Genomic DNA, 25,181 nt, shown 5'->3' with positions numbered 1-25,181 from the left:
GGCAAAACACCCCAGCCTTCATCGCTGCAGTGTATGACGGGCAGCGAGAATAAAGTATTCTTTTCCTTGCCGGGGTTTACCTAGTATTTGAAAGAATCTTGCTCAATAATGGCAATGGATGAACCAAATTGACAAATTCGACTGGGCCATCCTCTACGAGCTGCAAAAAAACGCCCGTTTGACGAATGCCGAACTGGCCCAGCGTGTGGGCCTGTCGGCCGCGCCCTGCTGGCGCCGGGTGCGTGCGCTCGAAGAGGCCGGCTACATCACCGGCTACCACGCAACCCTGGACCGCCACAAGCTCGGCCTCGGTGTACTGGCCTTTGTGCGCGTCGATGCCGCGCAGAACACCGCCGACATCACCTTGCGCATGGAGGAATCGATCCGTCTGCTGCCCGAGGTCACGTCCTGCCACTACATCAGCGGCGCGGGCACTTTTGAGCTGCAGGTGGTCGCCAAGGACCTGGAGAGCTTCTCCAGCTTTATCCGCAACGTGCTGCTGCACCTGCCCAACGTGAAAGACGTGCACACCACCTTCTCGCTGGGCGAGGTCAAATCCAGCAGCGCCCTGCCGCTGCCGATGACGGCCAACCCCAAGGGCACGCCTTCGCGCTGATCCCCTTTCCTATCCGAGCCGCCACCATGCAAAAGGCCAGCCTGGGGCTGGCCTGGGTGGCACCATCTGCGGAGATCAGCGCTTGGCCACGCCCCTGGGCCACAGCACCCACAGCCGCAGCGGCTGCTTGACCCGGCCGGCAAAATCGCCCGCCTCGTGGCCCCAGCCGGCAAAGTAGTCGGCGCGCACGGCACCCAGGATGGCGCTGCCCGTGTCCTGCGCCATCACCAGGCGGTTGAGCTGCACGGTGGGCCCGGTGGACGACAGCCAGACAGGCGTGCCGTAGGGAATGCTGCCCCGGTCCACCGCAATCGACCGGCCCGGGGTCAGCGGCACACCCTGGGCGCCATTGGGGCCAAACTCGGCATCCAGTGGCGACAGCGGCTCTTCCCTGAAGAACACATAGCGCGGGTTGCTCCAGAGCAGCTCATTGACACGGGTCGGGTTGGCGGCAATCCAGGCCTTGATGCCCGGCCAGGTGGCATCGCGCACCAGGCCCTGGTCCAGCAGCCACTTGCCGATGCTCTTGTAGGGGTGGTCATTGGTGGCAGCATAGGCCACGCGGATCACGCGCACCGAGCCATCGGCTTCCTGGATGCGCACCCGCCCCGAGCCCTGGATGTGCAGCACCATCGCGTCGACCGGGTCGTTGACCCAGGCGATGACCTTGTCCTGCAGCTCGGCCTGCACCTGCGGCAGGGTCTCGATCTGCTGGCGGCTGAACCAGGGCTTGCGCGAGCCCAGCGTGGCCGGCGACCGGTACAACGGGATCGAATAGCCGTTGCCCGGCTGGCGCGTGCCATCGAGCATGGGCTCGAAATAGCTGGTCAGCATCCCGTCGGGGTTGCCGTCGAGCGATTCGACGCGGTAGGGCTGAAAGCGCGACACCATCCAGGCGCGCTGCTCCTCGGTCGAAGCCAGGCTCATGCGGCGCACCTCGGAGCAGAACTGCGCAAACGGCGCGGGCGGGCGGCTGCAGCTCTTGATCCAGGCATTCCAGGCATCGGCCAGGTTGTCCTGCTCCAGACCGGGCACCGACGACCAGTGCACCGGCACCCAGCGGCTCTTGGCTTGCTGGATCGCCGGGGGCAGCGCCTCATTCGCATCGGGTGGCAGCACCTCGATGCTGCCCGATACCGGCGGGCGGGTGGTCGGCGAAGACGGCTGGTCCAAAGGGACTTGGCTGGAGCAGGCGGCCAGAATTCCTACAATCGCAGCCATCGACAGCGTACGTAAGGAGCGGGTACCGATGGGACTGATATTGCTGGAAGCGCTATTGGCGTTGGTCATACTGGTGGCGATCGTCTGGTGGACGATGTTTGCCGGTCGCAAAAAAGGGGAAATCGTAAGCAAAGATGAGCAGCCTCCTCGCGACTAGCTTGCGCAAATCGTAGGACATGGCCGCTCATTGCCGTCATTTTTACCATTTTTGAACTTTGTCTCTGGCATTTGGCAGTTCTACTGCCCACAATTTGCATCCACGGCCGTCCCCATTTCCGGGGATGCCCTTGCATCAGAGGAGTTCAAGCATGCGTAAACAAATTCTAGTCTCTGCCGTTGCCAGCCTGGCCATTCTGAGCGGCTGCGCCAACATGTCCGACACGCAACGCCAGACGGCCACCGGCGCCGGCGTGGGCGCCCTGGGCGGCGCTGCCGTCGGTGCGATTGCTGGCGGCCATGCAGGCTCGGGCGCCGTCATCGGCGCGGGCATCGGCGCGCTGGGCACCTACATCTGGTCGCAGCACATGCAAAAGCAAAAGCAGGAGATGGAGCAGGCCACCCAGGGTACCGGTGTGGTGGTGACCCAGACGCCGGACAACCAGCTCAAGCTCGACATCCCCAGCGACATCTCGTTCCAGACCAACCGCTCGGACATCCAGGGCAACTTCGCCCCCATCCTGGACCGCTTTGCCGAAGGCCTGCGCAACAACCCCAACGCCCAGGTGCGCATCATCGGCCACACCGACAGCACCGGCAACGACGGCATCAACGACCCGCTGTCGCTGGCCCGTGCCGAGAGCGCACGCAACTACCTGACGCAGCGCGGCGTGAACGGCGCGCGTATCCAGGTACAGGGCATGGGCTCGCGCCAGCCCGTGGCCAGCAATGACACGCCGGCCGGCCGCGCGCATAACCGCCGCGTCGAGATCTATGTGGGTGAGGTGCAGCAAGGCCGCTAACACCAGGCTGTGCGGAATGCACAAAGGGCGCCAGTGGGACTGGCGCCCTTTTTTGCGGGCCTTGCGCTGGCGGCCGTCTCAGGCCAAGTCGCGCAGCAGGTTGGCCAGCTCCACCGCTGATTTGACCTGCATCTTGTCAAACACCCGGGCGCGGTGCACTTCGACCGTGCGCACGCTGATGGTCAATTCATCGGCGATCAGCTTGTTGGGCAGGCCATCGATCACCAGGCGCATGACCGCCTGCTCGCGGTCCGTCAGCTCGGCCACGCGCTCGCGCACGCCTTGCTGCGAGCGCAAGGTTTCCAGATAGGCGCTCGATGCCTGCAGCGCATGCTCGATGCGGTCGACCAGCACATTGTCGGAGAACGGCTTTTCGCAAAAATCAAAGGCTCCGCGCTTGACGGTGGCCACGGCTGTCGGCACATCCGCATGGCCGGTCAGGAAGATCACCGGCAACGCGGCAATCACATCCATCTCGACCAGGCGATCAAACAGCGCCAGCCCGCTCATGCCGGGCATGCGCACATCCAACAGAGCGCAGGCCGGGTCCACCTGCGGCGGGCGGCTGCGCAGCATGGCTTCAAAGGCCTCGGCCGACGCAAAGCTCTCGCTCAGCAAGCGGCGCGAGCGCAGCATCCAGGCCAGCGCATCGCGCACCTCGGCATCATCATCGACGATATACACGGTCGCATTCACTAGCGGCTGCATCTCTGAACTTTCAATCGTTGCGCCAGGTTGGCAGGGTAAAACTGAAGATGGTCCCACGGGGCTGGTTGGGCAGGTAGCGCAAATGGCTGCCGTGCTGCTCCACGACGGTGCGGCACAGGCTCAGGCCCAGCCCCATGCCCTCGTCCTTGGTAGTGAAGAACGGCGTATACAGACGCGCGGCCACCTCCTCGGTGATGCCCTCGCCCACATCGGCCACGACAAACTCCACCCAGGCCCGGCCATCGCCGCTGGGCGCCAGCCGTACCAGCATCTGCAGCACCCGCGGGTGCGTGCCGCCATAGTCCATGGCCTGCATGCCGTTGCGGCTGAGGTTGAGCAGCACCTGCTCGACCATGGTCCGGTCACAGAAGACGGCCGACAAGCCGGGCGCCAGCTCGGTGGCCACATCGACATAGAGTTTACGCGCCTGCAGCCGCACCAAGGGCAATACCGCATCCATCAGCTCGGAGGCCTGCACAAACTCGCGCGACTGGTCGCGCCGGCGCACGAAGCCGTGCACGCTCTTGATGACCTTGCCCGCGCGCTCGGCCTGGAAGGCCATGCGCTGCACGGCCATGCGTACATCGGGCAGGTGCTCCTGCACCTCATCGGGCGAAGCGCCCTCGGGCAGCAGGTTCATGATGCCCGTCGCATAGCTGGAGATGGCGGCCAGCGGCTGGTTGAGCTCGTGGCTCAGCAGCGAGGCCATCTCGCCCACCGTCGCCAGCCGCGCGGTGGCCTGCAGGCGCTCTTGCGAGGCACGCGAGAGTTCCTCGACCCGGCGCTGCTCGCTCATGTCGACAAAGGCGCTCATCCAGCCGGTATGCAGACCGGCGGCATTGATCAGCGGTGCCTCGAAAATCAGCACCGGAAAGCGCCGGCCATCCTTGTGCATGAAGGTGGACTCATAGCCCTCGCGCGGCGGTGGCAGATGGCCCGACAGGCGGATCTGCTGGCGGCGTGCGTATTCAGGCGCCATCTCGGGCGGCCAATAAGGCGTGGCCTTGCTCGGATCCAGAATCTCCTCGGCCGAGAACCCCACCATCTCGCAAAACGCCGGGTTCACATAGGTGACCTTGCCATGCAGATCGCGCGCGCGCAGCCCCGTTACCAGCGAGTCCTCCATCGCCTTGCGAAAAGCCAGCGCGTCGCCCAGGTCGCGCTCAGCCTTCAAGCGGCGGCGGTTGTCCCGCACCAGCACCACCAGCACGGTGATCAGCGCGATCGACATGCCGGTGACCAGCGCGGTGAGCACGTTCGGGAAGACGTTCGGCGCCGCATGCCAGCTGTCCACCCGCAGCATCAGCGCCACGCCGGGCAGATCGAGCAGCTGGTTGGAGGTGAACACCCGCGTGCCGCGCCGCGGGGTGCTGACGATCGCCAGGCGCGTGCCATCGGTCTCGGTGAAGGACAGCTCATGGTTGCGGCGCAGGCTCTCGTTGACCAGGTCCGACAGCACGTTCTGCAGGATGTAGGTGGCCACGGCAAAGCCGTGCAACTGGTCGCCGGTGATCACCGGCACGCACAGCTCGAGCAGCTCCAGCCCGGTGCCATTGCCCTGCGACAGGAAATAGCTGCCCGCATACGAGGCGGCGCCCGTATTGCGGGCGCGCAGGCAGGCGGTATGGCTCTCGGTGTTCATGCCGGTGCGGTCAATCGCCGACCATTGCAGGCTCAGATAAGGCGACTCCTCGCTGGCCTCGATCTGCAACTGCGGGTTGCGCCACTCGATATGGGCAAGATCGCGCTGGTTGCGCAGGATGGTCGCGGCCGCCGACTGCCAGGCCATCACATCGCTGTCATAGCGTGGCATGCTGCGCAGGCGGTTGACGTTGTCGTTGAACAGGCTGCGGATGTCGCTGACGGCATCCTGGGCCTCCCGGTCCAGGCGCTGCTGCACTTCGGAGATCTCATAGCGCCCCGCCAGCCAGACCTGGGTGACCAGGGTGCCTGCCACCAGCAGCACCAGTGCCGACCACAATGACCAGCGACGCCAGCTCTGGTGCCAGCGCTGCGCCAGTGCCTGCGCCCAATGCGCCATCAGCATACGCGGTGCTGCAAGGCCGGCAGTTGCTGGCGCCAGCGCTGCAGCTGCGCCCAATCCAGTTCGGCCAGCACCACGCCAGGCTCGCTGGCCTGCAGCGCCATCACCTCACCCCAAGGGTTGATGGCCATGCTGTGGCCCCAGGTGCGGCGGCCGTTCTCATGCTGGCCGCCTTGGGCTGCTGCCAGCACATAGGCCAGGTTTTCCACGGCCCGCGCACGCAGCAGCAGCTCCCAGTGGGCCTGGCCGGTGGTGTAGGTAAAGGCGCTGGGCACCAGCATCAGCTGGGCACCGGCCTGCGCATGCAGGCGGTACAGCTCGGGAAAGCGCAGGTCGTAGCAGATGCTCAAACCAATGCGCCAGCGCTGGCCATCGCGGCTGGGCAGGTCAAACTGCACCGGCGTGCTGCCCGGCGCGATGACCCGGTGCTCGTCATAGGACTCGCGCTCGTTGGCATAGCAAAACAAGTGCATCTTGTCGTAGCGCAGCACACAGTCGCCCTGCGGGTTGTAGACGCAGCTGCTGTTGTAGACATGGTCGGCATCGGGCCCCTGCAAAGGCAGGGTGCCGCCGACGATCCACAGGCCCAGGCTGCGGGCGCTGTCGGCCAGAAACTGCTGCATCGGGCCTTCGCCAAATGCCTCGGCCAGCGCCAGCTTGTCGGTATCGCGCTGGCCCATCAGACAGAAGTACTCGGGCAGCACCGCCAGCTCCGCGCCAGCGGCGGCGGCCTGCTGCAGCAACTGCCAGGCCTGTGCGCGGTTGTGCTCCCAGCGCGTGCTGGTCACCATTTGGAGTGCGGCTACTTTCATCGATGCGTCCTGCAAGAGAAACTGGCAGCTATTATCCGTAAGCTCCGACCTGGGGCGGCACTTGCGGATATCGAAGGTGACTCAGCGCAGCAGGGGCCGGGCGCTCAATGCGGCGTGCCGATGGCGTTGGGGTCGGCTTCCTGGCGGCGGTTGAGGCGCTTGACCTCGGGCTCCGACCAGGAGCCACTGACCTCGAACTCCTGAGTCACTGCCTGCGTCAGCGGCCCCTTGAACAGCGCCTGTGCCAAAAAGGTGCCGATGCCGATGACCGGATTGATGGCCGTCGTCACCAGCGCCATCGTCGTGGTGTTCAACTCGGGAATGAGGACCACATGCAGGTCCTGCGTCTCGTTGCGCAGATTGGCACGGCCTTCGAGCAGCACGGCGGCGGTGACGCCCTTCATCTGCAAGTTGGTGGTCGAGGCCACGCCGTCGCTCACCAGCACATCGCCGCGCACAAAGTCAAAGCCGAAACCGGCACTGAACACATCCTTGAAATCCAAGGTCAGGCGGCGCGGCAAGGCCTGCAGATTGAGCACGCCCAGCAGCTTGGCGGCACCAGGCTCCACCTTGAGGAACTGGCCCTGGCCCACATCGACATGCAGCTTGCCATCCATGCTGTTGTAGTCGGGGCTCACCGGGCTGCCTGTCCAGCCGATGCGGCCCTGTACCGCGCCCTTGCCCTGGCGCACCACGCCAGCCATGCCCAGGCGGGCCAGCAACGCGCCGGTGTCCTTCAGGTCCAGCCGCATTTCCAGCTCGGTGCGGCGCCCGCCGGCGCTGCTGCGCTTGGCGCCCCAATCACCGCTGGCCTGCAGGCTGGCGGCATCATTCGAGAGAACCATGTTTTTCAGCTGCCACCAGGAGCTGTCGGACTGGCGCTGGTTGACCGCCTGCACCTCCAGCCGCCCCACCGAATGCTGGCGCCAGCGCAAGTCCTCGACCACGACATCCAGCGCCGGCAACTGCCCCGGCTCCTGCTCGGGCGCGTCATCGTGGCTGGCACCGGGCTTGCTGTCGGCGCCGTCCTGGCCCACGCGCAACTGGCTCAGGCGCGCACGGATGGTACCCGGGCCTTTGGCCTCTTGCTCGTATTCCAGCTGGCCATCGAGCAGGCTGGAGCTGACCTGGCTGCGCCAGCGCTGCCCCGTGCGCGAGCCGCTCAGGTGCAGGTTATGGATGTCGATCCCGCGCACCTGCACGGTGCCCAGGCGAATATCCCAATGGTCTGGCAGGAAAGCCTGGTACGCGTCGCTGGCGGGCGGCGAGGCCGCAGCGCCCTCGGCAGCGGGGGCCCGCGCAGGCGGCGCCATGGCCTTGATGCGCTGAGCCAGCGCCTGCCATTCCCGCACATCGACCTGGGGCAGTTGCACTTCCGCAATCACCCCCTTGGCGGGCAAGGTCAGCGCACCGGCGCCCAGGCGCAGCACACCGCTGACGACCTTGTCAGGGATGTTGTCATCGGCACTGATATCCCGCACATAGCGCAGCTGCAGGCGGCCACCCACATCCAGCTGCATGTTCTGGCGCACCAGCGCGGCGCGCGGGGCATCGGGCACGGTGCTGGCAAACTGGGTCGGCCAGACCTCGTCGGCGGCTTTTTTCAGCGGTGGCGGCAGCGCCAGCGCCATGCCGGCCAGATCGCTGCGCACCTCCACCAGCGGCACTCCCTGGGCCATGCCGATGTCCAGCTGATAGGCGGCCTGGCCCTGGGCCCACTGCGCCAGCTGCACCACCGGCCCCAGCTCCTTGGCGCGCAGCAGGCCGTCCGCCGTAGCGACGCCCTGGGCCCGCACCTTGAGCCGGGGGCCATGGTCCGCACCTGCGGGCATGCCACTGACATCCATGCCGCCGGAAAACTTCACCGGCCCCCCAAAGGCCTGGCCCTGCAGATCCTGCAGCGCAAAGCCGTGCTCGGAAAACTGTACCGCGCCGGTGACCTTCTCCACTACCGGTGAGTCATCGTGGAACTGGATGCGGTTGCCCGGCAGCAGTACCTTGCCTTCGACCTTGGACTGCGCCATCTCATGCACCGGCAGGTCCAGCTTGAGCTGCAACTGGGAATCGCCATCGGCCTGGGTCTGCGCCAGCGCATGCTGGGTCAGCGCATCAATGGCACTGCCGCGCACGGTCGAGAGCATGTCCGCCAGCGGCCCACGGGCCTGCGCATTGACCAGCACGCGGGTCTCGTGGAAATTGGGAATCTGCGCGCTGGTCTGGTCGACGACGATGCGCGCGTTGCCGTCCAGAATGCCCTTGGCCTTGTTGACCTGCATGCCGTTGCCTTCAAACACCAGCTCGCCCGAAAGGCGATGGAGTTCGGGCCAGGGCTTGTCGCCCGGGTGCAGGTGCGAGTTGGGCACATAGGCATAGCGCACATCGCGCACCGGCGCGACGATACGGAACAGGCCATGGCGCGAATCGGGAAAAGGCACTTCCCAGAGGTCGCCCTGGATCTCGAACTGCACATTGCTGGCCTGGCCGGCCAGCACGGCATCGCGCACATAGTGGCGCGCATCGGGCGGAATATGCAGTGGCAGATATCGGTGCACCTGCGTGCCATCGGCCCGGTCAAGCACGCCCTTGAGTTCCAGAATGCCGGGAAAGCGCGATTGCGAGCCGGACTTCTGCGGGTCTGCCGTGTGCCAGCTCCAGCGCGCATGGCCCGCCGCATGCGGATTGGCAAATTCCAGCCGTTCGGACTGCATCTGGATGCGATCGCCCTGCACCGTCCACTGCAGCTCGGTGTTGGCCGAGGTGATTGGCAGCAACGGCTCTTCAAAGACCGAAGGCAGGTAGAGCGCGCCATCGGCAAAGCGCAGTTTGGCCTGCCCACCGCCAGCGCGCGCCTCGATGGCCAGATCCAGCCCGCGCAGGCCGACGTGCGGCTGCCCGGCGGCCAGCACCAGGCCGCCATGGCTGTCACGCGCTGCATTGGCCTTGGGTGCCGCAGCCGGCATGCCAAAGGCCAGCTGGCCCACATCGGCCTTGACCTGCCAGTCCTGCCAGCGGTCGATATCACCGCGCCAGTGGGCCGATGCACTGCGGATCAGACCGGCCGGCCGGTTGCTTTGCAGCCACTGGCGTGCGTTGTCGGGGATGGGCAGCAGCCGCGCCAGCTGGGCCAGGGAGGCGATATCGAGCGACTGGGCACTGGCCTCGGTCTCGCTGGGCTGCTTGCCCTGCGCATAGACGTGGTTGATGCGGGCGCTGCCGCCGGGCCATTGCTCGCCGTTGGCCGATTCGACCGCCAGGTTCTCCGTCAGCAAGCGAAAGCCGCTGTCATCGGCAGCGCCGCCGATGCGGCCCTGCACCGAGCGCAGCAGCAGCACCGAGCCCTGCGCCGCTTTGTCATCACCGGCAGCGGTGGCTGGGCGGCGCACGCCCACATCGCGCAAGGCGACATCGGCGGTGCCGTTCGCAAGCTTGCCACGCGTCACATCCAGCCACAGCCTTGCCGAGCCCTGGCCCTGCTGCAGACCCACTGCAGGCGGCAGATAGGGCGCCATCGCCGCAGCGTTGAGCTGGAGCGCTTCGAGGTAGACCTGACCGCTCCAGTGCTTCCAGTTGCCATCGTGCAGCGCCCACAGCGGCTGGTGCATGCGGCCGCGCAGCTCCAGCGTATCCCCCCAGTCTTCGGGAGGGCGCACGCGCAGTTGCCATTCGTGGCGCAGGCCCGGGTTGCGCAGCAGCAGATGCACATCGCTGAAAGTGACGGGGGGCAGGCCGCGCAGCTGGTCATCCCAGACAATGCTGCCGCCTTGCAGCAGCACCTCGCGCTGGCGGAACAACCAGTCGCCAGCACTGCCGCTGTTGCTGTCCTGTGAGTTATCGACGAGCACGCCGGCCACGCGCACACTGCCATCGGCAGCGCGTTGCACCGTCAGCTGCGGCGCGTCGATGACGATCTGCTCGGTCCGCAGCCGCAGCAGCGACGGCACCGACAACGCCACCTTGATCGTATCCAGGGTAAACCCTGTGGATCCATCGGGCTGCTCGATGCGCAGCCCTTTGACCGCGATCGCCGGCACCAGACTGTTATGGCCTTCGGCCTGCAAATGGTCAATGCGCACCGGCACGCCGAGCGCCTGCGACAGCCGAGATTCCACTTGCGGGCGAAAGTCATTGATACGGGGCACAATCCACCAATGCAGCGCCGCCACGGCCAGAGCCAGCAGCAGCGCCAAGCCCAGCAATAAGCCCACAGACCATTGCACCAGCTTGGCAGCGAGCTTGAGCAATCGGGGCGCGCGCACAGTCAATCGAGTCCAATCAGTTAGGGGAAAGCGAAATTATGACCCGCGGCAAGTCCCTCGCTCGCGTCGCATATGTGAGCATTTGAACAGTTCTGCCGCAGGACATTGTCGATAAAGCGCTATGGCACACACGGATATCACGCCCCCGCAGGCCAGCCTGCCTCTGTCTGAGCATTCGCGCTTCATCCAGCGCCTGCACCGCCGCTACGAGGGTTTGCTGGATCTGCTGCCCAGTGGTGCTCCCACCCATGCAACGATGGCCGCCACCTTGGCGGCGCTGCAGGCCCAGGGGTATGCGCTGGGGGCTGCGCTGCGCATTCTTCGGCAGCTGGTCATGGAGCGGCTGGTGCATCTTGACTGCGACGCGCAGGCTGATCTGCACACCATCACGCAAGGGGTGACCGAGCTGGCCGAGCTGGCACTGGACGCCGCCTGCACCGCAGCACGCGCAGAGCTTGACGGCCGCCATGGCGCACCGCGCGACGCCGAGGGCAACCCGGTGCAACTGTGGGTGATCGGCATGGGCAAACTGGGCGCGCGCGAGCTCAATGTGTCCAGCGACATCGACCTGATCTATATCTATGAGCAAGAAGGCGAGACCCAGGGCCAGCCCGATGGCCGGGGCAAGATCAGCAACCATGAGTACTTCATCCGTGCGGTCAAGCTGATCTACCAGCTGATTGGAGAGACCACCGAGCACGGCTTTGTGTTCCGCGTCGATCTGATGCTGCGGCCCAATGGCAACTCGGGCCCAGCCGCCATCTCGGTGGCAGCGCTGGAGGACTACCTGCAGACCCATGGCCGCGAATGGGAACGCTTTGCCTGGCTCAAGAGCCGCATTGTGGCACCGCTGGCCGATATCCGCACCCCCAATGTGCAGGCGCTGCGCGGCGCGGTGCTGCCCTTTGTGTTTCGGCGCTACCTGGATTACGCCGTGTTCGACTCGCTGCGCAGCCTGCACCGCCAGATCCGCGAGCATGCGGCCAAGCGCAGCGCGGGCCATCCCGAGCGCGCCAACGACGTCAAGCTCTCGCGTGGCGGCATCCGCGAGATCGAATTCATCGTGCAACTGCTGCAGGTGGTGCGGGGCGGCCAGTTCCCCGAGCTGCGCTGCCGTGCCACCCTGGAGGCATTGCAGCGGCTCGAGCGCGCCAGCCTGATGGCACCCGAGACAGCGCAGGCGCTGGCCGATGCCTATGTTTTCCTGCGCAAGGTGGAGCACCGCATCCAGTACCTGGACGACCAGCAGACCCACGTGCTGCCGACCCGCGATGACGACCTGCGGTGGATGGCGCAGACCCTGGGCTATGACGACGAGTGCCGCTTTCTGCACCAGCTCGATGCCCACCGCGAGCTGGTCGCCCAGGAGTTTGACAAGCTGCTGGGCGGCAACGAGGCCTGCAAGAGCGGCCAGTGCGGCGGCGCCAAGGGCGCAGCGGCCAGCGCCCCGGAGCTGGAAACGGTGCTGCCCAGGCTGCCCGAGGCGGTGCGCGATCGCGTGCTGCAGTGGCAGCGCAACCCCCGCTACAGCTACCTGAGCGATGCCGGCCGGGGCCGCCTGGTCTTGCTGCTGCAGCGCACCGCCCAGTGGTTGGGCCAGGGCCAGGTGAGCGAGATCGCCGCAGTGCGGCTGGCCGACTGGATGGAATCACTGCTGCGCCGCGAAAGCTATCTGGCGATGCTGCAGGAACGCCCGGCCGTGCACGAGAAGCTGATGCACATGCTGGGCGCCGCCAAATGGCCTGCCCGCTACATGCTGCAGCATCCCGGCGTGATCGACGAGCTGGCCAGCGATGCGCTGATGCATGAGCGCTTCAATCCGCAGGAGTTCGAAGCGGATCTGGAGCGGCGCCGCGCCGCGCTGCAATCCACCGCCGAAGACGATGACGAGAACCTGCTGAACCTGCTGCGCCGCGCCCACCATGCAGAGACCTTCCGCACCCTGGCGCGCGACATCGAGCAGCAGATCACCGTCGAGCAGGTGGCCGATGACCTCTCGGCACTGGCTGACGCCGTGCTGCGCGTGACGACCCGCTGGTGCTGGGGCCGGCTCAAGAGCGCCCACCGCGAAGAGCCGCAGTTCGGCATCATCGGCTACGGCAAGCTTGGCGGCAAAGAGCTGGGCTACGGCAGCGATCTGGACATCGTGTTTGTGTTCGATGACGACGACGAACGCGCGCCCGAGGTCTACTCGGCTTTCGTGCGCAAGCTAATCAGCTGGCTCACCGTCAAGACCGGCGAGGGCGATCTGTTCGAGATCGACACCGCGCTGCGCCCCAACGGCAACTCCGGCTTGCTGGTCACCAGCTTTGAGTCCTACGCCAACTACCAGCAGCAGCGCGGCAGCAACACCGCCTGGACCTGGGAGCACCAGGCGATGACCCGCGCCCGCTTTGTGATGGGCAGTGCAGCGCTGGCAGCGCGCTTTGACGCGGTGCGCGAGGCGGTGATCACGGCGCCCCGGGATGCGGTGGCGCTGGGCAGTGAAATCGCGACGATGCGTGAGCGCGTGCGCAGCGCCCACAAGGTGCCGGCGGGCCTGTTCGATGTCAAGCACAGTGTCGGCGGCATGATGGATGTGGAATTTGTCGTGCAGTACCTGGTTTTGCTGCATTCCGCTTGCAATCCCCAATTGCGGCCCAACTTGGGGAACATCAGTCTGCTGCGCCGCGCCGAAAACGCAGGTCTGCTGCCTGCCGGTATGGGTGAGGCGGCGGCCAATGCCTACCGCGCATTGCGGCGTGTGCAGCATCTGGCCCGCTTGAACGAGGCGCCCACCCAGGTGCCGGAGACTGCGTTGCTGGAGGAACAACAGACGGTAAGAACGCTGTGGAAGGCGGTGTTGCAGAGCACATAAACCCTGTAGAAAGGCTGATGGAACTCGGGTTTTCATAAGGGTTTATACTGTGACGCTGCCATTCGCTAGCATTCACTTACGTGCAAGCGCCACCAAAACAATGTACTATCAGACATCAGGTAGCGATTAATTCGACAAATGATAACAGAAAGAAACAAATTATTTATTTGTTTACAATACATTTAGCATCAGCGCTGGAAACTTAAACCGGCGATCCATCTCTGTACTGAGGGAAAGCGATAGGCATAGTTTTTCATACCGGTTTTAATGTTGCGAAGTCTTTCAGGCCCTAACGGCATGACTGCAAACCTGAAGTGCTTCTCCTCCCTCCCTCTCTATCATTCACTTCGGGACGCTTCGCAACTTTTTTTATACCCAGGCCCAGCCCTCAACGGCTGGGCCTTTTTTTGGCTGCGCGCTGCCAGCCACCGTCCGCAGGCCCGGAGAATATTCAGCAATGGGTTGCCGGACCGCCGCCAAACGGGCGGGCGCGGTCCGGGCGAGCCGGCATGCAGAGCCCGGCAGCGTTGCGCAGAGAAGCGCTGTGGATCAGCCCTGTGGCTGGGTCGCCGCAAAGCTGGGCCGGGCCTCCAGGCGATCGAGCAGTTGGGCCAACTGGGGGTAGCGGCCTGCCCAGTCCAGCTCCGGGAAGCGGAACCGCAACCATGCCAGGCAGCAACCGACGGCGATGTCGGCCAGGCTGATATGTACGCCGTTGCCGGCAAAATAGGTCTTCTCGCCCAAGCCCAGGCTCATCGCGTCCAGCCCGGCCCAGACTTTGCCCAGTTGGCGCTCCACCCAGGCAGGGCTGCGCTGCAGCTCAGTGCGGCCTGCAAAGGCATATTCCATACGGGCCAGCACGGCGGCATCGAGCACGCCATCGGCCATCGCCTCCCAGCTGCGCACTTCAGCGCGCTCGCGGCCCAGGCTGGGAATCAGACGGCCTACGGGGGACAGGGTATCGAGGTACTCGACGATCACGCGCGAATCCACCAGCGCCGAGCCATCGTCGAGCACCAGGCAAGGCACCTTGCCCAGTGGGTTGACCAGGGCAATCGTCGCCCTGTCGCCCCAGACATCCACCGTCTCCAGACGGTAATCGAGTTTTTTCTCGGCCAGTACCACGCGCACCTTGCGCACAAATGGGCTGGTCAGACTTCCTAGCAATTTCATAGCAGTAAAACCCATGCTGGTGGTGTCCGTTCGGTCACCAGGTGACCTCCAGCCGGCAGACGGCGTGGAGGGCCTTGCGGGTATCCGCACCCGCAGATTGTAAATAGGCAAATCCAGACTGTAGATGCGGCAAACGCCCCGCTCCTACAATAGCGGCCCATGAGCCTGTCTTCCCTTACCGCCCTTTCTCCGCTGGATGGCCGCTACGCCTCCAAACTCTCCACCCTGCGCCCGATCATGAGCGAATTCGGCTACATGCATCGCCGCGTACAGGTGGAAATCACCTGGTTCATCGCGCTGTCCGATGCCGGTTTTGCCGAGTTCTCGCCGCTGTCCGAAGGTGCACGCAGCTACCTGCACGGCCTGGTGAACAACTTCAGCGAAGCCGACGCGCAGGCGATCAAGGACATCGAAAAGACCACCAACCACGATGTCAAGGCGGTGGAATACTGGATCAAGAGCAAGTTCGAGGCGCGCCCAGAGCTGCTCAAGGCGGCCGAGTTCGTGCACTTTGCCTGCACCAGTGAAGACATCAACAACACCAGCCATGCGCTGCAGATCCGCGCCGGCCGCGACCAGGTGATCCTGCCTGGACTGGACCGCGTGGTGCTCAAGCTGCGCGAGATGGCGCACCAGTACGCTGCGGTGCCCATGCTCAGCCGCACCCACGGCCAGACCGCCAGCCCCACGACCGTGGGCAAGGAACTGGCCAATGTGGTGGTGCGCCTGCAAGGCGCGATGGACCGCATTGCCAACGTCAAGCTGCTGGCCAAGATGAACGGCGCGGTGGGCAACTACAACGCCCACCTGTCGGCCTGGCCCGACTTCGACTGGGAAAGCTTCAGCAAGAACGTCGTGGAAAAGCACGAACCCCAGGGCCTGGGCCTGACCTTCCAGCCCTACTCGATCCAGATCGAGCCGCATGACTACATGGCCGAACTGTTTGACGGCATTGCCCGCGCCAACACCATCCTGATCGACCTGTCGCGCGACATCTGGGGCTATGTCTCGGTGGGCTACTTCAAGCAGCGCCTGAAGGCCGGAGAGATTGGCTCGTCCACGATGCCGCACAAGGTCAACCCCATCGACTTCGAAAACGCCGAAGGCAACCTGGGCCTGGCCAATGCACTGCTGCGCCACCTGTCGGAGAAGCTGCCAATCAGCCGCTGGCAGCGTGACCTGACCGACTCCACCGTGCTGCGCAACATCGGCGTGGCCACCGGTTATGCCGCGCTGGCCTACACCTCGCTGATGACCGGCCTGAACAAGCTGGAGCTGAACGAAGAGCGCCTGGCCGAAGACCTGGACAATGCCTGGGAAGTGCTGGCCGAGCCGATCCAGACCGTCATGCGCCGCTATGGCGTGCAAGGCGCGTACGAAAAGCTCAAGGAAGTCACCCGTGGCAAGACGGTGCGCGCCGAAGACCTGCACCAGCTGATCAACAGCCTGGAGATCCCGCAGGCCGACAAGGAACGCCTGCTGGCGATGACCCCGGCCAGCTACATCGGCAAGGCCACCGAGCTGGCCCAGCGCGTTTAAGCCCCTTAGACCCTAGAGGCCAGGCGTTCCCTGGCCTCTTGTCTTTTTCCTCTCAGCGTCCGGCAGACCGCACAGCGACTGCCGGGCGCGCCGGATTCACCCCCCGAAGCCCAGGCTTCGTCACCAGACCCTGCCCCATGGCTATCAAATCCACGATCTACAAGGCCAATCTGTCGATTGCCGATATCGACCACAACTACTACGCCGACCACAACCTGACCCTGGCGCGCCACCCCAGCGAAACCGACGAGCGCATGATGGTGCGCCTGGTGGCGCTGGCCCTGAACGCACACCAGCTGCAGGACCTGTGCAACGGCGATGGCACGCTGGGCTTTGGCGCCGGCCTGTCCGACCCGGACAACCCCGATGTGCACCTGACCGATTTCACCGGCGCCAAGCGCATCTGGATCGAAGTGGGCCAGCCCGAAGAAAAGCCGATCACCAAGGCCTGCAACAAGTCGGACCAAATGCTGGTCTACTGCTTCAACCATGCGGCCGAGATCTGGTGGAAGGGCCTGGAAGGCAAGCTCGCGCGCCAGGAAAAGCTCGAAGTGTTCCGCCTGCCGACGGAGGTGTCGCAATCGCTGGCCGACCTGGCCGAGCGCAGCATGCAGCTGCAGGCCACCATCCAGGAAGGCCAGCTGACCTTGTCCAGCGACAAGGGCACCTTCTTTGTAGAACCTATTCGCTGGAAGTGATGCCGCCTGCGGAACGCGCCCGTTCCGCATAGCGGTTGAAGCGCCAGGCCGTTCCCTGCGCGGTGATGCGCCGCCACACCGCCCGCTTTTGCACAGGCGTGTAGGCCAGCCAGTGCTGCACCTCGTCGAAGCTGCGGCCGCAGCCCTTGCAGACTTCATCGCCCTGGCTGGTGGAGCAGATGGCGATGCAGGGCGTGTCCGGTGTGGTCTCCCACCAATCCAGCCAGGCCCGCATCGCGGCATCCCCCAGCTCGCGGGCCTCCACTGCATCCTGGCGCTGGTAGACCATCTGCGCATACACCTCGGCCAGCGCAGCAACCTGGGGGGACAGCGACGCACCCGGGCCACAGGGCGCGCGCTGGCGCCAGTGGTTGATGGCCGCTTCCAGATCAGTCAGGTGGATGGATTCCATAGCTGCGGGGATGATAGCTCTGCGGCAAACAACCCACCAAACGCCAGCCCGCATCCACTTGTTCACAGCTTGTTATCCACAGGTGTGGGCAAACACAAACATGCGGGAATACTCTGTGCGCTGGCCCGGTCTTTGTCATCCCAAAGCGCCGTGTTTGTGTTCCAATACGCGCTGACGAAGGGGAGTAGCTCCCGTCGATGCCTTGCCCGCGGCAAGCGCAGCGACATGTAATGCGTCGTCAGTACGAAGCCTCACGGCTTCCGGCGCGTTAGGTTCATGGCCCACATGATCTGAGCAAGACCTTTGAAAACCATGGTGCCGCACCACAGGTCTTTCGAAGCTACTGCCCCGGCTGTTGGCCATTTCTAGCGTCAACGCCGAACCACGTCGCCTCCCTGACTTGTAACGACACCCTACTGGCTGGTCTGTGCATGGTGCATGGGCCGCTTTTTCAAAAATTAGGTGCTTACATGGACTTGGATTTTCTGACGCACGCGCCCTTCTGGATTGCACTGGGCCAAATCATCATCATCGACATCCTGCTCGGCGGGGACAACGCGGTGGTGATTGCACTGGCTTGCCGCAAGCTGCCCCCTGACCTGCGCCGCAAAGGCATCATCTTCGGTACCGCTGGCGCGATCATCTTGCGCGTCATCCTGATCGCGTTCGCGATGTTCCTGCTGGCCCTGCCGTTCCTGAAGTTTGTCGGCGCCATCCTGCTGTTCTGGATCGGCATCAAGCTGCTGGTGCCTGAAGACGAAGACCACGGCAACATCCAGGGCAGCGACCGCCTGTTTGCCGCCATCAAGACCATCATCGTTGCCGACCTGGTGATGAGCGTGGACAACGTGATCGCCATTGCCGGCGCCGCACAGAACGCCGGTGACGAGCACCACATGCTGCTCATCATCCTGGGCCTGCTGATCTCGATCCCGATCATCGTCTGGGGCAGCCAGCTGGTCATCAAGCTGATGGAGCGCTTCCCGATGGTCATCACCGCCGGCGGCATGCTGCTGGGCTGGATTGCAGGTGGCATGCTGGTCTCTGACCCCGTGTTTGCCAACCCTGACAAGTGGACCTGGATGTTCAAGATCGACCAGAGCAAGACGCTGCACTATGCAGCCGCTGCCGCTGGCGCACTGATCGTGCTGGTGCTGGGCAAATGGCTGGCCGGCAAAAAAGCCAAGGAACTCCCGGCGGCCAACGTACACTAAGCCTATACCCGCCCTCTATCACCACCGCTGGCAGCCCCGCGCTGCCAGCCCCACTTAGGCCACTTGGATGAACGTAAAAATAGTCTTTGTAGATGATGCCGCCTTTGCCCTGCAGCGCTTGAACGAGCGCGCAACCATCAACGACGAGCACTGGGTGCTGGTGGCTTGCGCCCCCAAGATCACCCGCAGGGCCAGCCGCTGGGGCAATCGCAGCACCCTCGAAAAGTGGCGCAACAAGTGGGCCAAGAACCTGTTTGAGGGCCTGATCCCGCAAAGCGCTCAGTTGCAGCGCGCCCGCGTCTCGACCCATATCTCGGAAGTGAGCGTTCAGCAAATGACCGCCCAACTGCATGCAGAGTACCCCGAGGCCGAAGTGCTGGACTGGCGCCGCCCCAAGGCCATCTCCGAGCCGCCATCGGCCGACTTTGTGCCGCGCCCTGCCAAGCTGGCAGGTTCGCTGCTGGGCATTCTGGGTATCTGTTTTAGCCTGGTGCTCGACGGCGCGTAAGCCATCAGCCGCACCACCCCATAAAAGCGCCTTCGGGCGCTTTATGCTTTTCAGTTCTCGAACGAGTCGATGTCGAGGTAATACGGCTTGTCCAACTGGTTCTTGTCCAATACCACCGTCCAGAATGCATCCTTGACAATGAGCGGCACATAGACCGCGTCTTCTAATGCCAACTGGTGGTCGGCCAGCAGCTTCTGGATCTTGTCAGCCTGGTTCGGGAAGCGGTCTATCAGACGCTGCACCGGATGCGCCTGTGCCAACACCTTGGGTTCCACCTTCTCATAGGGCACCCATAGATTTGCCTGGGCAGCTTCGGAAATGCCGCCCAATGCCAGCATGGTGGAACTGGTTTGTTCCTGATTGTTTGCGGGCTTGCGCAGCCCCAGCATCTTCGGGCCCCACAGCGGCAAACCATGGGGAATCACCGCAATGGCTTTGCGCATTTCCTGCGGATCGGGCTCATTGGCATGCACCACGCGAAAGCGGTAGTACTCAAACCCCAGAAAGACCGGCCGCGCCTGCAGCACGGTGTAGACGCCATAGCCCAGCGCTGCCAGCTGCACACAGGCAATGGCGGCAACATCCAAGAGGTTGGTGCGCAACGGCTTTTTTTTGTTGAAGACCACCCAGGTCAGCAGCGGTCCCAGAATCAGGTCTACGCCAAAAATCAGCTCCATCAGATCCTGGCCACCTGAGAGCTGGTAGAAAGGCGCCGGGTACCAGACAAAGTAGATCAGGCAGAACACGGCACTGAGAAGCACCAGGCCCACCAAAAAATGAATTCCGGCCGCTTTGAATTTTTCCCTCATTCCTTCACCCTTTTATGTGCCATGCGCGTCTGTCTTCTGCACATGACCTGCGCGAAATTATGCAGTAAGCTATGTCCGCATGAAGATCCTGCTCAAATGGCTGCTCTCCGCAGTCGCCCTGCTCTGTGTCGCCTACCTTTACAGTGGCGTGGAAGTCCGCAGCTTTGGCGCGGCGCTGATTGCAGCGCTGCTGATAGGGCTGTGCAATGCGATAGTGCGGCCCGTGCTGATCGTGCTGACCCTGCCCGTCACCATCCTGACCTTGGGCCTGTTCATCTTTGTCATCAACGCGCTGATGTTCTGGGCCGCGTCCGGCATCGCAGGCAGCGGCTTTGTGGTGCATGGTTTTTGGGCTGCGCTGATCGGCTCGGTGCTCTACTCCATCATCAGCCTCGTCATCGAATCACTTACGGGCCGCCTGCTCCTTGGCAAGTGATTGCATCTCGCGCAAGCGGGTGTCGATGATCGAGGCCTCGTAGTAGTCGTTGCGGTTGGGGCTGTTGCGCGCCATGTCCTGCCCGGCGCGCAGGCGGTCTACCGCTGCTGGATAGTCATACTGTGCAGCCCGGCTCTCGGCCTCCGCACGGATGGAGCGCAGCGGCTGGTTCTGCTGGCGCAGCACCCATGACAGCGCAAGCCAGGCCCCCGCATCCTTGGGCCACTGCACCACCAGGGTCTGCAGGCGGCTGCTGGTCTGGCGCAACACTCCGTCATAGGCCGCCAAACCTGTGGCAGGCAGCTGCGCCAGTGCCTGTGCAGCCAGCACCAGCTCGGGCCGTTCACTGCTTTGGCCTGCATCGCCGCCTACCACGGCCTTGACCTCCGGCAGCAAGACATCGCGGCTGCTGTCCTGGATGCTCAGCGACTTGTCCGAACCCTGCGTGATCACCGCCTCATTGACCAGGCCGGTCATCGCATTGCTGACCGTCACCGAGGTGCTGCCGGCCTTACTTGCAGGGGGCTTGAGGGGTTGGATCTTGGCCAGCGCAGCCAACGCATCCTGCGGCTGGCGGTTGCGCAATGCCAGATCAGCGCGCAGCAGTTGCGCCTGGCGCATCGCATCGGGGTGGGCCTGCACGGTGGCATCCAGCTGGTCCAATGCGGCCAGCGCTTCAGCATGGCGCCCCAGTTGGTTGTGGGACATGGCGGCCAGATACCAGACACCTGCCCGCTGCTCCAATGAGCGGTTGGCAAAATCGGCCGCCGTGGTCAATTGCACCCATTGGTGCAATACCTGGGGCTCAGGCTTTGACAGTATGCGGGCCCGGGCCGACATTATCTGCGCCACCATGCCCGTGTCCTGCGGTTTGCGTGCAGCACCGGCCGGCAAGCGTGACTGCATGTCGGCAATGCGCTCGGTCGTCAGCGGGTGGGTGCGCAAGTAGGGCCAGCTGCCGTTGTCGTTCATGCGGTTGGCTTGCTGCAGCTTTTCAAACATGCTGACAAAACCCGCTTGCGAGTAGCCGGCAGGCGGCATCAGGCTCATGCCGGTGCGGTCCGCCTCGCGCTCCATATCGCGTGAGAAGTTCAGCTGCGACTGGATGGCGGCGGCCGAGCTGCCCACCATCAGCGCCTGGGCTGCTGCCGGGTTCTTGCTCGCGGCCAAGGCGCCCAGGATCATGCCGGCAATCATCACCGGCGTCATGCGCGACTGGCGGGCCAGCATGCGCGCAATATGGCGCTGGGTGATATGGCTCATCTCGTGGGCCAGCACCGAGGCCAGCTCGTCGCGGCTCCCGACCACGCCCACCAGACCAGTCTGCACCCCCATAAAACCGCCAGGCAGCGCAAAGGCGTTCACGGTCGCATCCTGGATCAGCATCACCTGCCAGGCAAAGCGTTCCTGCAGTTCAGACGTCAAGGTGCCGCGCTGGCGCGCCGCCAGCATCAGCTCCTGCCAGATGCCGTTGACGTACTCATACAGAATCGCATCATCCAGAAACTGCGGATCGCGGTAGATCTCGCGCGCAATGTCATCCCCCAGGCGCCGCTCCTCGCTGGTGGTCATCTCGGCGCCCTCGCCCATCGCCGGCAAGCTGGTATCGGCCCGCGCCTGCAGGGGGGCCAGGGCGGTCATTGCCGCCATATGGGCCGCGAGCAATGCACAAGCTGTGCGTTTAAAAAACCATGTAGTCATCAATAATCCGTGCTGCAACAGAGGCTGAATCTACATCAAGGCGAGAACCAGCCCGGGGCGCGCCCCGCCATCATGCATGAACGCCAACACGTATGATGAAGCACCACTGCACAAGTTGCACCCTGTATTGCAGCTTGTGACGCATTGAACACGGAAGCACTATGACTGAACTCACCCATTTCGACGCCCAGGGCCAGGCCCATATGGTCGACGTAGGCGCTAAGCCTAACACCCACCGCATTGCGATTGCAGAGGGCTTCATCACCATGCAGCCGGCCACCTTGGACATCATTGCTGCGGGTACCGCCAAAAAAGGGGACGTGCTGGGCATTGCCCGCATCGCCGGAATCATGGCGGCGAAAAAGACCAGTGAACTGATACCGCTGTGCCACCCGATTGCGCTGACCAAGGTGGCGGTGGAGTTTGAGCTGTTACCTGCAAAAAATTCCGTGCGCTGTGAGGTCAGAACGGAAACTGTTGGGCCCACTGGGGTGGAGATGGAAGCCTTGACCGCTGTGCAGGTGGCCTTGCTGACGATTTATGACATGTGTAAGGCAGTGGATAAGGGGATGATAATAAATGGGGTAAATTTGAAGGCAAAGCACGGGGGGAAATCAAAAGACTATCAAAAATCGGCCTAATTATCATTATATTTATCACTTCGGCTTCATATACTATATTGATTTCTTAATTTTCCACCTCGGTTAATTGCATAGGGAAAATGACCATCTACTATCAACGACGATTGAGGTGTCGGGCAGTATGATGTAGTCATTGCAATTCACAATAATTATCCAATATCATCAAAAATGCTCTCATTATCTATGCAAAGTAGACTCAAATAGTTTCCAACAACGGGCCGGCCAAGACACTAGCTCCGTGTTGCACCAATAACTCAAATACGCTTTTGCGAGCGGAATAAATGCAGTACATTTGATACAACTATCAGTTCATCTCCCGCAACCCAGCATACACGCGCGTATGAAATGCTGACGGCATCGCCTCGATGGCCGAGCACCCGCCAGACTGAAAACTATATAAGATCGACTAACGTGGTCAATTCAGTAAAATTGATGATTTTCGTTATTCGCCTGTTTTGCAGATCCCATACTTACGGAGGGTCATTAGAAAATTTCAAATTAAGCATAATTATCGAAATATGAGATAATCTCAAAACATGGGATAGCTATGCCTAAGCGATGCTTAACTAGTCCAAATACAATTTCTCGGGATATTTAGGACAGATTACATCTGATGTCAAAGCACGTGACTGTCGATCAAAATTTGCAACAACACTTCTAACCATCTGCTGAGGAAATCTCACCAAAATAGAACCATCTTCACTATATAAATATGCACTCGTATTATAGTAATATCTACTTACTTCAGGACCATATTTTATAGAGCTTGTAGAATTAGGTTGAAAAAGCGCTGAGCATTTATCCTCTATTTGAGAGAAAATATTATCAAATTTTTCCAAATTAACTCTATGCCGATTATAATCATCAGAGGATATTTTCTTCAGCGGGCAAGCGTGTAAAAATAGAGAATCGTCTCCTTTTGTCTGAACAGGATTCCACAGATTTAATTTCTCCTGCACGAACTCAATTGGCTCGCAAGCCCCCTCGGACAGACCCAGACCATAAGCACCATAGACATCATTGAATATGGTCTTTTCTATATCTTGAATTCCTGAATAATTCCCTAAATTAGAGAAATATGCCGGCATTATTCCTACGACTTTTTTTCCATCTATCTTTTCTTGTAGACGCTTTGGCATTCTCACCCCTCCGGCGATTGAATATTGCCCAGCAACATTAATCCAGCTTGATTCTTTATTTATAAACATTGCCACGGCTGAATTGGATATAAGCGAAGCCGATAGAAAAGTGTATTCGCCTCGCTGGTAATTCTCTGGAACTTTTATATTTAAATAATCCGACCCTGTCCATTTCACGGGGGTCCAACGAGTAATTTGCGCCGAATAAATAGAAAAAATTTGAACACAAAGCAAAACTGAAAGAAATATTTTCACATACTGCTGCTTAAACATATATAACATCACAGCAGCAATTAAAACTCCAGACGTAACCCATAAAGTTAACGCATATCTACCTATTTTTGAAGATACAACCCAAACGAAATAAGATATAAGAAAAAATCCGATAAGAGAAACTAAATTCCTATGCTCAACATCATTAGTAACGAAATTACTATCAGTGAATTTCAATAAACCAACTAACTTTGCAAATACTACCAAAGACAACAATACAAAAAACACAGAAATTTTCATTTCTGGAGCCGGCGCCTCGCTATACACCCAAGATGAAATTTTCATCATTTCAAATGGCAGCGTAATCGCACCTATTAGACCTGAACCCATGAACCTACGATCCTGTAGATTATACGCAGGAAAATCAGAAGATTTAAATAATCCATTAAAAAATGGAAAAAATGGGTTTGAAAATTCGCTCCATAGTTTATAGCTCCAAAAACCATGAACTAGCACAAATCCAATTAATACAGCAGTGCAAAATATTACTATAGCAATACATCTAAATCTGATATTCTTTACTGAGACACAGAAATTCACTAAAACCATGAATAAAAGTGCGAATGCGTACATACCATTTGTCAACTTCAGGCCTATAGCAGTACCAAGCAGAAGCCCGGATAAAAAGTATTTACGCCTAGAGCAATCTCCGCCATAAAGCAAAAAATTTATTGCACCCAATATTAAAATCAATGAAAGTGAGTCAACGAAAGTGCTCCCAATCACAACCAGCCACAATGACGTAGTAACACACAATAAAACTGCCAGAAATATTACTTCGAATTTTTCTTGATAATTTATAAATATTTTTTCCGAAAAACTCCAAAGCAATGGAATAGCAACGATAGCAGGAATTGACAAATAAAGCCCAACCAAGTAGTCAGGAATATGGAATTTCACTGCGTAATAAATAGGGATGTACGCAACTGGATTCAAATAAGTTTGAATGCCTCCAGCGAAATAGTCTTTATTCCACCTATTTTCAATTAAAAGCTGCGCCGAGTATAGGTGATAATTAATAAGGTCCCAGCTAATATCTTTTCCAGAGACGTATATCCAGGATACTGTTATAGCAACAAGTAATAAAATTGCTATGCTTTTCTTTTTCAAATACAATTGCATATAAAAAAAGCCCCTATAAGGGGCTCTTTCAGAGAAGAGATAA

20 protein-coding genes are annotated in these 25,181 nt (G+C 61.1%); 10 read left to right on the top strand and 10 right to left on the bottom strand.

What is annotated here, in order from left to right; translation table 11 throughout:
- The first annotated feature begins 118 nt into the window (after positions 1-118).
- On the top strand, positions 119-616 hold the full coding sequence (locus ACHWUQ_RS03725) for an Lrp/AsnC family transcriptional regulator (protein ID WP_021026471.1): 498 nt from the start codon (positions 119-121) through the stop codon (positions 614-616).
- Positions 617-691: 75 nt separating this feature from the next.
- Here the strand turns inward: ACHWUQ_RS03725 and ACHWUQ_RS03720 are convergent, their stop codons facing one another.
- The gene (locus tag ACHWUQ_RS03720; RefSeq protein ID WP_394680380.1) at positions 692-1,906 is read right to left on the bottom strand and encodes a murein transglycosylase A; all 1,215 of its coding nucleotides are present in this window, start codon (positions 1,904-1,906) and stop codon (positions 692-694) included.
- Here ACHWUQ_RS03720 and ACHWUQ_RS03715 point away from each other — a divergent pair.
- Together ACHWUQ_RS03715 and ACHWUQ_RS03710 are read left to right on the top strand one after the other, a co-directional pair.
- Positions 1,866-1,994: a hypothetical protein gene (locus ACHWUQ_RS03715; RefSeq protein WP_021026473.1), complete on the top strand. Its 129-nt coding sequence runs from the start codon at positions 1,866-1,868 to the stop codon at positions 1,992-1,994. The two genes, ACHWUQ_RS03720 and ACHWUQ_RS03715, sit on opposite strands and share 41 nt — an antisense overlap.
- 151 nt (positions 1,995-2,145) lie before the next feature.
- Positions 2,146-2,796, top strand: a complete 651-nt coding sequence (locus tag ACHWUQ_RS03710) for an OmpA family protein (protein ID WP_133856321.1) — start codon at positions 2,146-2,148, stop codon at positions 2,794-2,796.
- Positions 2,797-2,874: 78 nt separating this feature from the next.
- Here the strand turns inward: ACHWUQ_RS03710 and ACHWUQ_RS03705 are convergent, their stop codons facing one another.
- The 4 genes from ACHWUQ_RS03705 to ACHWUQ_RS03690 form a co-directional block, all read right to left on the bottom strand.
- The gene (locus ACHWUQ_RS03705) at positions 2,875-3,504 is read right to left on the bottom strand and encodes a response regulator transcription factor (protein ID WP_239809817.1); all 630 of its coding nucleotides are present in this window, start codon (positions 3,502-3,504) and stop codon (positions 2,875-2,877) included.
- Between the two features lie 10 nt (positions 3,505-3,514).
- Entirely contained in the window at positions 3,515-5,545 is a 2,031-nt protein-coding gene (locus ACHWUQ_RS03700) for a nitrogen regulation protein NR(II) (RefSeq protein ID WP_394680405.1), read from the bottom strand.
- Positions 5,545-6,360, bottom strand: a complete 816-nt coding sequence (locus tag ACHWUQ_RS03695; protein ID WP_312835174.1) for a carbon-nitrogen hydrolase family protein — start codon at positions 6,358-6,360, stop codon at positions 5,545-5,547. The genes ACHWUQ_RS03700 and ACHWUQ_RS03695 overlap by 1 nt, the downstream gene beginning before the upstream one ends.
- A gap of 104 nt (positions 6,361-6,464) precedes the next feature.
- Positions 6,465-10,616 (bottom strand): YhdP family protein, encoded by a 4,152-nt coding sequence (locus ACHWUQ_RS03690; protein ID WP_394680379.1) that lies wholly within the window; start codon positions 10,614-10,616, stop codon positions 6,465-6,467.
- Positions 10,617-10,737: 121 nt separating this feature from the next.
- Here ACHWUQ_RS03690 and glnE point away from each other — a divergent pair, with 121 nt between their 5' ends.
- Positions 10,738-13,473 carry a bifunctional [glutamate--ammonia ligase]-adenylyl-L-tyrosine phosphorylase/[glutamate--ammonia-ligase] adenylyltransferase gene (gene glnE, locus ACHWUQ_RS03685; protein ID WP_394680378.1) on the top strand — a complete coding sequence of 912 codons (2,736 nt, stop codon included), beginning with the start codon at positions 10,738-10,740 and terminating at the stop codon, positions 13,471-13,473.
- A gap of 549 nt (positions 13,474-14,022) precedes the next feature.
- Here glnE and ACHWUQ_RS03680 read toward each other — a convergent pair.
- Positions 14,023-14,646, bottom strand: a complete 624-nt coding sequence (locus ACHWUQ_RS03680; protein WP_312411887.1) for a glutathione S-transferase N-terminal domain-containing protein — start codon at positions 14,644-14,646, stop codon at positions 14,023-14,025.
- A gap of 159 nt (positions 14,647-14,805) precedes the next feature.
- Here ACHWUQ_RS03680 and purB point away from each other — a divergent pair, with 159 nt between their 5' ends.
- The gene (gene purB, locus ACHWUQ_RS03675; protein ID WP_239809822.1) at positions 14,806-16,185 is read left to right on the top strand and encodes an adenylosuccinate lyase; all 1,380 of its coding nucleotides are present in this window, start codon (positions 14,806-14,808) and stop codon (positions 16,183-16,185) included.
- Between the two features lie 137 nt (positions 16,186-16,322).
- Entirely contained in the window at positions 16,323-16,883 is a 561-nt protein-coding gene (locus ACHWUQ_RS03670) for a YaeQ family protein (protein ID WP_394680377.1), read from the top strand.
- On the opposite strand, the gene ACHWUQ_RS03665 is transcribed toward ACHWUQ_RS03670, so the two are convergent.
- On the bottom strand, positions 16,867-17,295 hold the full coding sequence (locus tag ACHWUQ_RS03665; protein WP_394680376.1) for a DUF3717 domain-containing protein: 429 nt from the start codon (positions 17,293-17,295) through the stop codon (positions 16,867-16,869). The genes ACHWUQ_RS03670 and ACHWUQ_RS03665 overlap by 17 nt on opposite strands.
- 470 nt (positions 17,296-17,765) lie before the next feature.
- Here ACHWUQ_RS03665 and ACHWUQ_RS03660 point away from each other — a divergent pair, with 470 nt between their 5' ends.
- Together ACHWUQ_RS03660 and ACHWUQ_RS03655 are read left to right on the top strand one after the other, a co-directional pair.
- Entirely contained in the window at positions 17,766-18,509 is a 744-nt protein-coding gene (locus ACHWUQ_RS03660) for a TerC family protein (RefSeq protein WP_230779765.1), read from the top strand.
- Between the two features lie 67 nt (positions 18,510-18,576).
- The gene (locus ACHWUQ_RS03655) at positions 18,577-19,017 is read left to right on the top strand and encodes a hypothetical protein (protein ID WP_312411903.1); all 441 of its coding nucleotides are present in this window, start codon (positions 18,577-18,579) and stop codon (positions 19,015-19,017) included.
- Between the two features lie 50 nt (positions 19,018-19,067).
- On the opposite strand, the gene tfpZ is transcribed toward ACHWUQ_RS03655, so the two are convergent.
- Positions 19,068-19,826 (bottom strand): TfpX/TfpZ family type IV pilin accessory protein, encoded by a 759-nt coding sequence (gene tfpZ, locus ACHWUQ_RS03650; RefSeq protein WP_312527960.1) that lies wholly within the window; start codon positions 19,824-19,826, stop codon positions 19,068-19,070.
- Positions 19,827-19,905: 79 nt separating this feature from the next.
- Here tfpZ and ACHWUQ_RS03645 point away from each other — a divergent pair, with 79 nt between their 5' ends.
- Positions 19,906-20,262: a phage holin family protein gene (locus ACHWUQ_RS03645; RefSeq protein ID WP_312411909.1), complete on the top strand. Its 357-nt coding sequence runs from the start codon at positions 19,906-19,908 to the stop codon at positions 20,260-20,262.
- On the opposite strand, the gene ACHWUQ_RS03640 is transcribed toward ACHWUQ_RS03645, so the two are convergent.
- Complete coding sequence (locus tag ACHWUQ_RS03640) at positions 20,230-21,903, bottom strand: M48 family metalloprotease (protein ID WP_394680375.1); 1,674 nt, start codon at positions 21,901-21,903, stop codon at positions 20,230-20,232. The genes ACHWUQ_RS03645 and ACHWUQ_RS03640 overlap by 33 nt on opposite strands.
- A gap of 221 nt (positions 21,904-22,124) precedes the next feature.
- On the opposite strand from ACHWUQ_RS03640, the gene moaC reads away from it, so the two are divergent.
- Complete coding sequence (gene moaC, locus ACHWUQ_RS03635; protein ID WP_394680374.1) at positions 22,125-22,604, top strand: cyclic pyranopterin monophosphate synthase MoaC; 480 nt, start codon at positions 22,125-22,127, stop codon at positions 22,602-22,604.
- 566 nt (positions 22,605-23,170) lie between these two features.
- Here moaC and ACHWUQ_RS03630 read toward each other — a convergent pair.
- The gene (locus ACHWUQ_RS03630; RefSeq protein WP_394680373.1) at positions 23,171-25,126 is read right to left on the bottom strand and encodes a hypothetical protein; all 1,956 of its coding nucleotides are present in this window, start codon (positions 25,124-25,126) and stop codon (positions 23,171-23,173) included.
- Positions 25,127-25,181 lie beyond the last annotated feature (55 nt).

Origin of the sequence: uncultured Comamonas sp. (assembly GCF_964277875.1) — a bacterium.
In the GTDB taxonomy this organism is placed as follows: Bacteria; Pseudomonadota; Gammaproteobacteria; order Burkholderiales; family Burkholderiaceae_C; genus Comamonas; species Comamonas sediminis.
The sequence above is the reverse complement of the archived record's forward strand: the minus strand, read 5'-3'. Positions and strand labels throughout refer to the sequence as shown.

What these genes read in the sequence shown, in the direction of transcription:
- ACHWUQ_RS03725 (WP_021026471.1), top strand. Translation starts at nt 119, where the DNA reads ATGAACCAAATTGACAAATTCGACTGGGCCATCCTCTACGAGCTGCAA.
- ACHWUQ_RS03715 (WP_021026473.1), top strand. Translation starts at nt 1,866, where the DNA reads ATGGGACTGATATTGCTGGAAGCGCTATTGGCGTTGGTCATACTGGTG.
- ACHWUQ_RS03720 (WP_394680380.1), bottom strand. Translation starts at nt 1,906, where the DNA reads ATGACCAACGCCAATAGCGCTTCCAGCAATATCAGTCCCATCGGTACC.
- ACHWUQ_RS03710 (WP_133856321.1), top strand. Translation starts at nt 2,146, where the DNA reads ATGCGTAAACAAATTCTAGTCTCTGCCGTTGCCAGCCTGGCCATTCTG.
- ACHWUQ_RS03705 (WP_239809817.1), bottom strand. Translation starts at nt 3,504, where the DNA reads ATGCAGCCGCTAGTGAATGCGACCGTGTATATCGTCGATGATGATGCC.
- ACHWUQ_RS03700 (WP_394680405.1), bottom strand. Translation starts at nt 5,545, where the DNA reads ATGGCGCATTGGGCGCAGGCACTGGCGCAGCGCTGGCACCAGAGCTGG.
- ACHWUQ_RS03695 (WP_312835174.1), bottom strand. Translation starts at nt 6,360, where the DNA reads ATGAAAGTAGCCGCACTCCAAATGGTGACCAGCACGCGCTGGGAGCAC.
- glnE (WP_394680378.1), top strand. Translation starts at nt 10,738, where the DNA reads ATGGCACACACGGATATCACGCCCCCGCAGGCCAGCCTGCCTCTGTCT.
- ACHWUQ_RS03680 (WP_312411887.1), bottom strand. Translation starts at nt 14,646, where the DNA reads ATGAAATTGCTAGGAAGTCTGACCAGCCCATTTGTGCGCAAGGTGCGC.
- purB (WP_239809822.1), top strand. Translation starts at nt 14,806, where the DNA reads ATGAGCCTGTCTTCCCTTACCGCCCTTTCTCCGCTGGATGGCCGCTAC.
- ACHWUQ_RS03670 (WP_394680377.1), top strand. Translation starts at nt 16,323, where the DNA reads ATGGCTATCAAATCCACGATCTACAAGGCCAATCTGTCGATTGCCGAT.
- ACHWUQ_RS03665 (WP_394680376.1), bottom strand. Translation starts at nt 17,295, where the DNA reads ATGGAATCCATCCACCTGACTGATCTGGAAGCGGCCATCAACCACTGG.
- ACHWUQ_RS03660 (WP_230779765.1), top strand. Translation starts at nt 17,766, where the DNA reads ATGGACTTGGATTTTCTGACGCACGCGCCCTTCTGGATTGCACTGGGC.
- ACHWUQ_RS03655 (WP_312411903.1), top strand. Translation starts at nt 18,577, where the DNA reads ATGAACGTAAAAATAGTCTTTGTAGATGATGCCGCCTTTGCCCTGCAG.
- tfpZ (WP_312527960.1), bottom strand. Translation starts at nt 19,826, where the DNA reads ATGAGGGAAAAATTCAAAGCGGCCGGAATTCATTTTTTGGTGGGCCTG.
- ACHWUQ_RS03645 (WP_312411909.1), top strand. Translation starts at nt 19,906, where the DNA reads ATGAAGATCCTGCTCAAATGGCTGCTCTCCGCAGTCGCCCTGCTCTGT.
- ACHWUQ_RS03640 (WP_394680375.1), bottom strand. Translation starts at nt 21,903, where the DNA reads ATGACCGCCCTGGCCCCCCTGCAGGCGCGGGCCGATACCAGCTTGCCG.
- moaC (WP_394680374.1), top strand. Translation starts at nt 22,125, where the DNA reads ATGACTGAACTCACCCATTTCGACGCCCAGGGCCAGGCCCATATGGTC.